The sequence below is a fragment of the Paenibacillus sp. J31R122 genome, assembly GCF_056269185.1.
The window spans coordinates 405,188-417,693 of record NZ_JBWDNM010000004.1 but is presented as its reverse complement, the minus strand read 5'-3'; the positions used below and the strand labels follow the sequence as shown (position 1 = coordinate 417,693).

Annotated in this window: 6 protein-coding genes; all 6 read right to left on the bottom strand. The window is 41.3% G+C overall.

Going from position 1 to position 12,506, the window contains the following annotated elements; all coding sequences use genetic code 11:
* Window positions 1–158 precede the first annotated feature (158 nt).
* The 6 genes from AC0YN7_RS09705 to AC0YN7_RS09680 all read right to left on the bottom strand — a co-directional run bounded on the left by AC0YN7_RS09705 (window position 159) and on the right by AC0YN7_RS09680 (window position 12,484).
* Window positions 159–5,837: an Athe_2463 domain-containing protein gene (locus AC0YN7_RS09705; protein ID WP_475809774.1), complete on the bottom strand. Its 5,679-nt coding sequence runs from the start codon at window positions 5,835–5,837 to the stop codon at window positions 159–161.
* A 21-nt stretch (window positions 5,838–5,858) separates the two neighbouring features.
* Window positions 5,859–7,154 (bottom strand): S-layer homology domain-containing protein, encoded by a 1,296-nt coding sequence (locus AC0YN7_RS09700; RefSeq protein ID WP_475809773.1) that lies wholly within the window; start codon window positions 7,152–7,154, stop codon window positions 5,859–5,861.
* A gap of 30 nt (window positions 7,155–7,184) precedes the next feature.
* A complete protein-coding gene (locus AC0YN7_RS09695) occupies window positions 7,185–8,135 on the bottom strand; it encodes an S-layer homology domain-containing protein (protein WP_475809772.1) in 951 nt (316 codons plus the stop codon).
* Between the two features lie 240 nt (window positions 8,136–8,375).
* Complete coding sequence (locus AC0YN7_RS09690) at window positions 8,376–9,623, bottom strand: MFS transporter (RefSeq protein ID WP_475809771.1); 1,248 nt, start codon at window positions 9,621–9,623, stop codon at window positions 8,376–8,378.
* Window positions 9,624–9,668: 45 nt separating this feature from the next.
* Window positions 9,669–10,979, bottom strand: a complete 1,311-nt coding sequence (locus AC0YN7_RS09685) for a DUF2087 domain-containing protein (protein ID WP_475809770.1) — start codon at window positions 10,977–10,979, stop codon at window positions 9,669–9,671.
* Window positions 10,980–11,239: 260 nt separating this feature from the next.
* Window positions 11,240–12,484: an MFS transporter gene (locus tag AC0YN7_RS09680; protein ID WP_475809769.1), complete on the bottom strand. Its 1,245-nt coding sequence runs from the start codon at window positions 12,482–12,484 to the stop codon at window positions 11,240–11,242.
* Window positions 12,485–12,506 lie beyond the last annotated feature (22 nt).

Genomic DNA, 12,506 nt, shown 5'->3' with positions numbered 1-12,506 from the left:
CTTCTACTTCTACTTCTACTTCTACTTCTACTTCTACTTCTACTTCTACTTCTACTTCTACTTCTACTTCTACTTCTACTTCTACTTCTACTTCTACTTCTACTTCTACTTCTACTTATACATCATCATCAACAAATACATCACTAAAACCATCACTATCAATTCACGCGATGAACGCCGACGATGTCTTGTGTTTCACCGTCTATGGTTATGTCGACTTTTGCGATTTTTATGATGCCATTATTGTAATACGCGGTGAAAGTAAAGGTAATCTTGCCTTTTGCTAGCTTGCTAAAAGAAGCGTCCCACAACTCACCCTTCCAGCTCGTTTGATTGGGATTAGAAGCAACAAGCGAAGCTTGGTATTCTCCCATTTCCATCTTCACATCCACTTTATTTGCTCGAGTAGCGGTTCCTGTTAATGTCGTATTAGCCTCCAACATAAACTTCTCCCCAGCCCAGAAAACAGAATATCCACGCGGTGATTCTGCATTGCCGCTTGTTTTCATATTGTAGTCACGCCGGTGCTCATCCCATAGATCAGTATGCTTCACAAATCCAGTGACATGAAGGGGAAACACCTGCACGACTTTTGTAACAGTTACAGGTGCTGCAATTCCATCACTCACCGTCAGTTTCATCGTCCAGGCTCCAATGGTAGACAACTTAATCGACGGACCTTTTGCGGGGTAGCTTGGCCCATTGAGTGTATATGGAAAACTACTTTTCACCCCAGTTGGGCTTGTTAACTCGAATGTAAGGGACAATGCATCCCCGTCGAGATCAGCCACATTCGATTGGAATTTAACAGTATCTCCTTCGTAAACCGGCTTTGGCGACCAATCAAAATCAGCTGTCGGCGGTCGATTGTTCACGACTTCTATTGTTTTACTTACAGTCTCTACATTGCCATTTGGTGTTGTCGAACGCCATTCAACGGTATATTTTCCATCTGGCATTGTTCCAACATTAAAGCTGCCTGTCCAATTTTTCTGACCGTAACCTGTCGTGTTTGCCGTTGTAGAAGTTAAAGTTACATTTTTTTGATAAGCAGTCCCTTTAAATACAGTGACCGTTGTTGCATTCGGGTATTTGGTCGTTGTTGCTTTCAACTGGTACGTCTCACCGACAAGAACGTTTGAAATATTAGCAGCTCCACTTTTTGCATCATCAATTTGTCCGGATAAATTAATCGGTGTTACCACTTTCACGGTGTAAGGGTGCGTAACCATAGATCCAGCAACCGAACCATTACCTGTGATTGTAAAGCTATACGTTCCATCAGGTGTCGTGTTCGGAATCGTAAATTGTTGTTCATTCCATGTGATATCATTTCCATTCTTCGTACCTGAGTAATAAGGAACATTTTTAGAAATATAACTACTCATAACAAAGTTTAATGAGATCGAGTACGGATACCGTGTCCACAACCCATGAGCAACTAAACTTTCACTCGCTGGAACGCTGTTTAGCGAAAAGCCGCTGTAAACTGTTTTAAGATTTGACTTCATTTGTACAGGCACTGCGTTAGGCAGGATGAAAGTACGCTTAATCGGATCGCTCCAAACCCCCTCGATGTCCTGTGCCACATAATCCAGCAAATAAGTTCCTGGCGCCAATTCATTAGGAATTTTGGTAAAAACCTCTCCTGTTCCCTGATTCGTGAACTTGATGGTACGTGCTTGAATACCTCGGTCTGTGCTAGCTCTTGTGATATTATGGTCGAAATCATAACTCGTATCGATCCAAGTTGTACGGTAAAGGTTAGTGGCTGCAATGTAATCAAAGTCTAACGCTACATCTGCAATCGGCTTTCGGTGAACCAAAACCTCAATCGCTGACTCATTGGAAGAATAGTTATACTCCGCAAAGCTAGGATCTGTTGTCGGTTGATCCTTTGTTTTTCGGTAAAATGTATATTTCCCTGGCTTATTCATGGTCACAATAGATTGATACGCTCGCCAATTGGCATCACTTTGGGTAGAGATAAGCGTCTTACCGCCGAAGCTCTCAAAGCCCATTGCATTATCATAATGATAAGGATCTTGAATGATCTGCAGCTTGTCCTCACTATCTGGCGTCGGATCTCCCTCCGCATCAAAGGTAGCGGTTCTCGTTTCGGTCTGTTCACCAACTAGCTTGAGTACTTTAGGAATGGCTGGATTACTTTCAGCAATGTATGCAATCACTTTATCTACCACGCTGGCAATCGCTCCGCTATTTTGAATATACTTTTCAGGAGTGATTTGCGATTGAATAGCAGCTTGCCCCACCGTGATTAATCGAGCATCTTGTTTACTCATGACATGCTGAAGATCGTTTAACTGTGTCACGGTATTGTCAGATATATAGACCACGTATTTGGACTGTACCGCTCTCATGAATGCAGCATCATAGGATTGTCGTATATATTTGTAAATCGTTCCGCTATAGTAACCTGTATAGTCATCTTTACTTACCATTTTAGGTTCCCACACATCACGAGTCCAATAGACCGTTCCCGAATATGGTACTGACCAAGTATGACTACATCCCGTACCAGGTTTACCGCTACCAGGACATCCACCGCTTTCATCTCCTGTACGACTAAGGCTTCCAGAATACTGACCATCACTGTAAGATTTTGAACTAGGACAGTCACCTGAATCATACGTTTTTTGCGCATTTCCGTTTTTATCGTATAAAAACTCTTTCGTGTGACTACAGCTGTCAGTTGCGGTTTTACTAGACGTCTTGGATACAAATCTACCTTCATCCACCTGATAAGGAGAATTTGAAACGGAATCCCGACTTAATGTACCTGAGTATCCGTTAGAGGAATAACTAATTGTTGAACTTGGATACGATTGTCCACTATTACTGCTTGTACTAGCTGATTGTGAATAGGTGTATGTTTTCATATCCCATACGCCTACATTTGCAATGATATTCGCTGTATTAAAAGCATTTGTCAACGTTACTACATTATTTTTCACATATTGGCTTGAGCTTTCTGCCAACTGCGAATCAAGCATGAAATAGACATCCATATTCGGTTTTTCATTCGGCACATCCAGATAAAGGTCACTCGAAGGCTCGTAATTGTCTACAAAAAAGAAGCCCTCATACGTATGCGTTTTATCATCACTAGGCGTTATAAACTCCATTAGCCTTTCTTGATTCGTGCTTTCCTTTGCATCGACAACGATTTTATACTGGCCAAGTTTAGCTAAGGTTGGAAGTTCGGTAAGATCACCGTCCGTTTCATAAACGAGCTTATCAAAAATACCATCGTTTTTCGTATCATGGTAAACCTTCAAACTCTTCGTTGCGATAAAATCTCCATCTGTACTATCTACCTGATAGTTCAGTTGCAGCTTGTCTAGTCGGCTTACTTGCGAACCGTAGGCATGAGCAATGATAGCAGGTTTGTAGTCAGGCATGATGGCATAATCCACTACGTATGGATCGGAATATCGAGTAATCGTTTTACCCCCACCGTAAGTAATGACCCGTTTTGCTGCAATGCTCATCTGATAGTTCCCGACCGCTTTATACATGAACATCTTATCTTTTAGGTTATCCTCACCGTAACCGACCCTACTTTTTAGATTAGGATTATTCACATTAACATAACTGAATGAAGTTACTTCGAGAGGTGAACGTTCTTCTACCCATTTATCATTACTGGCTGCTGATCGATCATAAGCAGTCATTGTGCGATTTTCTTTATACAAACCTTCTAATTTTAGTGATACAGCAGGCTTCGATTCGTGAATAACCGCATGTACCATTTTATGGGATTCCGTCCCATCCGGTGCAATATAGATGACTTTAATCTCACGAATACCAAGCTTATCCTCACCAAAAATATAATTACTTGCTAAAAACTCATCTGCATCAATCTCTACACCATCAATAAATACCTTTTTCGTAAATTCGCTGTAATCTACTGGATCTTCACATGGCGAATGAGCGAGTATTTCAGGAGGCGTATCTGTTACTGGAAAGGGAACAACATCGTACCAATCGAGTTCCCAAGATGTTTGAGGTGAAATATATTGAGGAAATGGCTTAGGAGCCTTGTTTGGATCATCACATACATTAATTGGCGGAGCGTTCGGTGTTTGTGAAACATCAATTGTTTTTAAATCAACGGATTCATTGTTAGTTGTCACATCTTGATCAACAATCGTTTGCTTAATATGAAATGATTTTCTCACCGTGCTTGAAACCGTTTCGCTTGTAAATTGGGCTGCTATAAAGTCATATAAAAATGTTTCTACCGCATCTTGATCCAAGTAACCTTTCGTTGGTTTTTTAACTTCTGGAATAGCTGGATTAAACGTTTTAGTTACCTTCTTGCCATCCTCTGCATTCGTAATCTCGAATTTATAATAATCCACATCTTTTCCATAAGAGAAATCTTCATATCCTAGACGATCTCTAGTGAATTCCGACTTTTTCTCGAAAAATATTTCTGGTATAACACCAAAATTACTAAGCATAGGGCCGTTATTATTTGGTTCAAAGTTTAAAGTTAAATTACAATTAGTCTTAGCCGTAGAAGGTAAACTAGCCGTATGGTTCATATGATAAACGTTAACTTCTGCTTTGGACGTATACACCCATTTTTTAGGGTCACTTTTAACTAACTTATCCGTATCAACTAATAGCGTAAATACCCCCGATGCTGTATTATCCTTTACTACTACGCCATCCTTACTTGTTTTAGATGAGATCGTTGTTACTTTATTAGTAGAAGGATCTTTTAATCCTAATGTCCAATAGTCTACATCTTTTCTTGTATAAAATAGACCTTCCATTTGGACATCACCATACGCAAGTTGATCTTCCAATTCTCCTGTTACTCTAACCTGTACCTTTTGGTATCTTTCTTTACCTAAAGGAATAGGCTTAGAGCTAACTTGAATAGCGGCACACTTCGCTGGATTTTTTATTTTTTCAGGGCCTTCTAGCTGTAGTAAAGGAAATGACTGATACCATAATGATTTGGTTTCCCAACTATAGTGATACATCAGCCCGACTCCTGGCTCCCTTGGAGTCGCAACCTGTGGGATGTTCATATAGTTTCGAGGGTCACGATTAATATCATTACTAGGTAACACATTATAACGATCAGCATACTTAACACCTTGCGTTATTTGAAAATTTAAGGATCTTCTGATATTATCAAGTACTCCTTCAAATTTAGGGTCCATTACATTGGTATTATTATATATTGGCCCTGATCCGTTAGGTTTATATTTATAGCTGGTAGGCAAGGACTTCCACGGTTCGTATACCCAGTGCTTAGATCCAAGTGGATTTTTAGTGCTATCATCTCGGATCATGTTGTCATTCGGATAAAGAGAACCCGTCTCATCAAAACCTAGAAATCGATACTCTCCATACGTGTATCTGTCATATGCAGCATCCCAAACATAGAAATGACCTTCTCCATTAGGTGGATCAATGACACTGTTGAAATCGCCCGGCTGCCAACCTTTTCTATAGTCTTGTACACTAGCAGGTACTTTCGTGACATCACCATAGACGACAATTAATCGTTGGCCATCTTTTTTGGGTGGTGTTGCACCATTTAAAATCCATTCTTTATGATAGTAGCTAGAGTTAAATTTAAAACCTTTATCTGTTGCACTTTTCGGCTTAGAACAGGGCTTAATTCCATCTGGAATTTTACCGTCTACCGCAGGGTTATAACCGCATGGGTTTGGGAATCCGTTAATAGTTGTATCTGCTGCGCTAACTGTTGGAACGGATATGGCATCCAACATAGATAGCAGCATAACAATTAACATAAGTAATGATATTTGTCTTTTAAAAGGTACACGCAATGTTGATCACTCCTTATCTTTTTAGTAGTTCATTTCCAGCACATAATTTTCTCCACTCGTATACAAACTGAAATTTTTGTTGTTGAACTTAAATAACTTTGTAGAGGTATATAATTCCTTCTCGTAAGCAGTCACTACCTTTTTCAACTCTTTCCCCTTACCCACTCCTGCATAAAGCTCAAAAATGGCGTCAACATAAGCAGAGGTATTTGGAAGTTTCTTATTGATCGGATATTGAATAAATACTTGCGGAGTAGATCCAGTACTTACACCAACTACCATTTCAGGATCTGTTCTTTGATCAAACATTGACATTCGTGTTAAAAACTCATATTTATCAAACGCATCTTTACTCTCATAAAAACTCAGAGCAGATCCATCTATATTTGTATAACCCTTTACCACATGCTTTTTAGCTAATTCCTTCAATTTGTTGTACGTATCGTATTTGTATTTATCGCTAAATAGATAAATATTTCCGTCTACTTCTGTGTAATATTGCCCTTTCAAATTTGGCTTGTACGGTTTTCGTAGTGACTTATCTCTTAAACGCTGAACCATCGTTAAAGCCTCAGCTCGGGTCACATACCGTTGCGGATAAAAATAGTTGTTGGGATAGCCATTCATAAGACCAGTTATTAAAACGTTTGCTCGATACGTCATTGCTTCACCGGAAAATTTGTTTATATCCTTTAATCCGCTATTACTCAATACAAAATCTGCATACAAACCGTCAACACTGCCTTCATAGGTCTTATACCAAAGACCAAGCAAATAACTAGCCTCTTCCCTTTTCATTTGCTTCTGATAACGTTTGTAATCTAGAGGAAATACAGTGTCATACGAATAAAGATAAGGGATCTTATAGAGCAAATCCACATACGGCTTCGCCCAATAGCCTGTTTTCGCTGGCTGGAAATCAAACTTAGATTTACGTGCCTCCGAAATAATTTTAAGCATATATGATGGCTGGATATTCTTTAATTCTGCTAACCAATCTTGGGCAAACTCTGTCTTACCATCAACCGTCTCGGAGAACGCATTCAGCATCATCACGATAAACTGGTCAGCTTTCACCACATCATCAGGACGAAAAGTACCATCTGGAAAACCATCAACTAAACCACTCTCATACGCTTTTAGGATATTATCCTTTGCCCAATGCTTGGATATATCTTTGAACGCCAATTCGTTCACACTATCTGCTGTTGCTGTTGTTGCCGCCACTCTTGTCACTTCCGATCCACTCGATGCGAAACTAACTCCACCGATTACACAAGAAAGCACCAATAACGCATTTATCATCTTTTTTATCACTCTATTTTCCCCCTCTGTTTTAAAAACACTTTATTGCATAAAAACTATCAGTTTGGTTAGTACTTTAACCGCTTCCGCTCTTGTTACTGGAAGTTCTGGTTTAAACGAACCGTCTGGATAACCACTGAAAATACTGTAATTGCTCACTAGATCGATAGCTTTTCGATAATCTGCGCTTAGTGTAGCCGTGTCTGTGTAAGCAGCTGCTTGGACCTTATCATCTTTCACTAACTGAATAACATTAGCGACAAGCAAAGCCACATCCTTACGCTTAAACGCACCCTTTAAGTCTTTATCACTCCACTTGTTCCCTACGCCAAGATCACCCGCAGCTGACAGATAAGTAACCGACCAATGCTCCCCATCTTTTGCCACGAAATCATACTCATATTGGCCTAACTTATCGCTTTTCTCTTCGTCCCTTACTTGCCAGCGGAAGGTTTGCAGCCATTGCCGTTTACCATGTGACTGTTCTTCTGTCAGTGATACGACAACCATCTTAATAAGCGCTTCGCCGGTAACAGCATCGTTTGGCCTGAATTTCCCATAACCATAACCGCCTACAATCCCCTTTTGTACAAACACTGTAATTTCGTCCTTCGCCCAATGGCTTGCTATATCTGAGAACAAAGGAACATCAACACGCAGATTATAATAAGCTTGCTTCTGTGCTTTGATCGTAAAGGTGTATTTCCCCTTCTTCACATTATTTATAGTAAAAGCATTAACCCAATAAGGCTTATCTGGATCATCTATTTTCGTGCTTTTCGTGTTAGTTATGACATGACCATTAGGCAATTTTAATGTTGAGGTAAATGCCCCATCGTAACCGTCTAATTGAAATTCAATGTAATCTGCTTCTGCGGTCATTTCGTATGTTTTCGTAATAACAACCCGCTCCGCAGAGGATGCCGCGACAGGCCTAAGATTTACTAGCCAAATAACGACAAGCAGCATGACGATAATTTGAGTCGATTTCATTTATATATTCCTCCAAAAATAATTTCATTTTGTGCATCCACTTTTTCACAGGAACTTCATACCACTTCTGGATAAAGACGTTTATTCCTTCTTTTCACCTATTTCCTCTCCTAAATTGACTTATAAAACAACACAAAAAAGCACGCTTCTCCCTCTATCGAGGGTATAAGCGTGCTTCGCTAAACTTTGTTTATTAATTTGATGTTACTTCACGACACCCCATCTGTCAATATTAAACAATTAGCCATTAGCTTGCACTATTAACGGCTTATGCTTGAACACTGGAATAAGCATCAACATACCTAGAAACATAATTACACCTGCAACGGTATAAATACCGACTAGGGGGAACATAAGCTTCAGTTGTCCGGCTACCAGCGTCATAATGACCATTGTGCCCATGAACATTGGGTTAAGTACACCGTTAACCCTGCCTACATACGATTCTTCAGACCCTTTCAGGATCAACGTACTAATGCCAATTTGGATGCATGGGAATCCGATCCCAGAAATAAATTGCAGCACAAGCGTAATTGGAACGCTCGTCGATAAGCCCGTTCCTACCATACATACGGAGTTGATTAGCAAGCCAAGCGCAAGCAGCTTTTGCGGCGATATTTTTTTTGCTAATAACATGACAAGCCCTCCGCCAACCAGCATCGCAATACCATTTACCATCAGCATAAATTGTAAAAAGGATTTAGGTTGGCCTAATCGCTCAATAACAACAAATATTCCCAGAGTCTGAGCAATACCTACAGCTATACCCGCTAGCGCAAAAGTTCCGCCAAGCGCTTTTAATACTGGACTGCGCCACACATATGCGAAGCCATCGCTTAAATCCTTCCAGAAACGACGCTCGCCTGCCTCTGATGGCTTCTCCACTTCGCGATCGCGAGGGATTCGGAACAGAACGACAGCAGACAACAGAAATGCTACTCCCATTACTCCAACTGAAATTTCGATGCCAAATGTTTGATACGAAATAACGCCGAGCGAAGGACCAAGCACCATAAATATAGCCATCAGCGATTGGAACATTGCCATTGCCGTTTGCAACTGCTCAGGCTCAATATGCTGCTTGAACAGCTTCATTGCCGATGGCTGAGAGAACTGTGATAAAATCGCTGATACGAAAGCAGCAAAGTATATCATATGCCATGATCCATAGACAACCGTAATAAGCACGATAAAAACCGATATAGCAGACAAGAAATCGCACCATATCATCGTCTTACGCGGCCTCCATCGATCCGCAAAGGTCCCCCCGATAAACGAAAATACGAAAATAGGTAAAAACTCAACGAAGCCCATCAAACCAACCGCAAATGGATCATCATTGGTCATGTCCGTTACATACATTAGTATCGCAAAATTTCGCACCCAAATACCGAGTTGAAGCAGTACATTCGATAATAAAATCGTTTGAAAAAACTTGTTGCGAAGCAAACTTCCTTTCGAATCCGTTACAGCTGCTTTAGCAGACATCTCAAACAACACTCCTTCTTTTTAACTAACCCAGATGATGATATGCTATCTTTTATCATCAATTTCTTGCTTGTGATAACCTTTTTCCCCGTAAGGCTGAAGCTGCTCCATCCACTTCTCCTTTAAATCGGATACCTCCTTATTATATTGGCGAACAACATCAATCGGTTGACGCCCTTCGTTATCCAATACGTCTTTATAATCATACCGAATTTGATTATCGAATTTAACGGTCTCTAGAATGAGAAATGAAAAATTTTCAGCGCCGTATTGCTTCCAATCCTTCTGCAGCTCCTTGTTCGTATGAGTATCCATGTTGAGAATAAACTGCTCTTTTCCCCATAACGCATCCATGTTCGTAGTGCCGCCAATATAAATCCGACCGTTTACGTTATTCGTTATTTGGAATACCCCCATTACACGTTCACGTTCCTGATATTCCGCCGTTAGCTTTTTGCGTTCTGCTTTATCCATCTTTAATTCGCCCTTTCGCTCATTCTTCTGTTTTCCCTTCAATTGCTTCTCTGGCTTTCCTCGCTTCTCGGTCTTTTGCGGCTCACCTTCACCCTCCTCCGCTCCACTTCCTAATAACCCAACCCAATATTGACTGCCGTCCTCTTTACGCTCCAAATAGCCATATTCAATTAAATAACGGCGCAGCGTCACATAATCATCTTTCCAAAACTGTTTTAGCTGCTCGTTTACTTCCTTCTCCGAATACCTAATTCCAACTTGGAAAAATGAAGAGATATGCCGCAATACAGCTATTTTCCGTTTTTCTTTGTTTGGAAACGAAGCCATTGGCCCTTCAGCACCTGCTGGAAAATACTGCTTAACAAGGCTATCGTATTCTTCCTCCGTAATCACGTATCTCTCATCCACTTGCTTAGCGTTCGGGTGAATGGGTACAAATCGCGGTGCCGCGGTAGCCCCCTGCTCCATAAGCTCAATAGTCGCAAGCAGCAGTCTCGCCTGCTTCGCCTTCTCCTTCAATACGAACCGATGATTTCGAATCGTCGAGGCGCTGCCTATTCCAGTGAGTTTCACAATCTCGTTATCAGATAGATTGTCTGCAAAATGATGAATAAGCTCCTTCTGCAGATCAGTAAGTCCCGTCGCTTTCTTGTCTAGTCCCAGCAAACAATCCAGCATGGAGCCATGTGCCTCCTGAAGATGATAAGCTGCATATTTACGCGCATCATACCAACGATCCAACTGTTCCACACGAAATATTTCGCCGTCCTCAAAGCGATCTCCGCATACCAAACAATAATAGCTTTCCGTTGACTTCTCATAAACATAGCCGTGCTTCAATTCATCTAATGACGACTCCCAAAACCGTTCATCTATATTCATTTCCAAACACCTCTTATATCTGTTTGTTAAATACACAAACATAATATCATTACGTTTGTTTTTATTCAACTATTTTATGATCTCCAAGTTTGAACTCGTGATGACTGGGTGCATAAGTTAGCTAAAGCGAAGATTGGCAATTTTTTAACAAACATGTAACAAACGTTTTATAATATCATCAAAAAAAGCAGTCTCATCTTTCTCCTGAGACTGCTGTTTCATTCGTTTATTATTCCATTTTTCAACCCGCCAGTAATCTCTTAATCCTTTTCTCTGCGATCCTTCGGCAATAAAATAGCTAGCCCGCCGATAGCTGGCAGCATACTGCACATAATCATTACGAAGCTTAGGCTATGCACATCCGCTAAATTACCGAGCACAACCGAGCCGAGCGCTCCCATACCAAAGGCAAGCCCCGTTATTAGACCTGAAGCCGTACCCACTTTGCCTGGCATTAGCTCCTGCGCGTAAACAACACTTACGGAAAATCCCGATTGCAAAATAAAGCCGAGTAAAGCAATTATCGGATAAACCCATCCCAGCGGAAGATGCGGCAGCATCAGTGCGAACGGAGTCGCCCCAAGTATAGAAATGAGCATCATCTTCTTCCGCCCAATTCGATCGGCCATAATACCTCCAAGGAAGGTACCTGCTACACCAGCCGCCATAAATAGAAACAATGGAACCTGTGCGGCGCGAATAGTCAAACCATACGTTTCCTCGGCGTAAAATTGATAAAAGTTCCCGATAGCTGCCGCATACCATGATCGCGCGAATACGACGACAAACAGTATAGACAGTGCGAAGGCTACTATTTTACTATTTTTCCGTGCTTGCTCAGCTGCAACTGCACTCCCGCTTCCAGCCTTTTTGCTAGGAGGTTTTCCGCCATGTGCGGCTAATTGCGAAGTATACCAAGGTACGATTTTAAATAATATAGCAATTGCCGAAGCAGCGAGCAGCATGCCCCATACCGCGCCTCGCTGACCAAGCGGGAAAAAGATAAATATAGTCATTAAAGGCGCTAGTGCAGAACCTAAATTGCCTCCCACCTGATAAATCGACTGCGCGAAAGCGCGTCTATTCCCTGCTGCCAGATGAACAACTCGCGATCCCTCTGGGTGAAAGACGGCTGAGCCAAGTCCTACAAAAACGACGGCCAAGAGCAGCAGCCAAAAGTTTGGCGCAAACCCTAACCCCGCCATACCAATCATGCTGCAAAACATACCAACTGGCAGCAGCCATGGCCTCGGCTTTTTGTCCGATATAAGACCAATAACAGGCTGCATGATGGATGAGGTCATATTAAGCGTGAACGCTATCCAGCCCACTTGTGCATAACTCAATTGAAGAGAATCTTGAAAAATCGGAAAAAGAGCAGCCACTACTGCTTGCATGGAATCATTCATTAAATGGACAGAGCTAATGGCAAATAACATCGTGTATACAGTTGCCGATTTAATCGCGTTTCCCTTCGAACCAGCAACCGAGCTTTGAGCTGACATAACCTTAGGACCTACCTCTCCA

What these genes read in the sequence shown, in the direction of transcription:
- AC0YN7_RS09680 (WP_475809769.1), bottom strand. Translation starts at nt 12,484, where the DNA reads ATGTCAGCTCAAAGCTCGGTTGCTGGTTCGAAGGGAAACGCGATTAAA.
- AC0YN7_RS09685 (WP_475809770.1), bottom strand. Translation starts at nt 10,979, where the DNA reads ATGAATATAGATGAACGGTTTTGGGAGTCGTCATTAGATGAATTGAAG.
- AC0YN7_RS09690 (WP_475809771.1), bottom strand. Translation starts at nt 9,623, where the DNA reads ATGTCTGCTAAAGCAGCTGTAACGGATTCGAAAGGAAGTTTGCTTCGC.
- AC0YN7_RS09695 (WP_475809772.1), bottom strand. Translation starts at nt 8,135, where the DNA reads ATGAAATCGACTCAAATTATCGTCATGCTGCTTGTCGTTATTTGGCTA.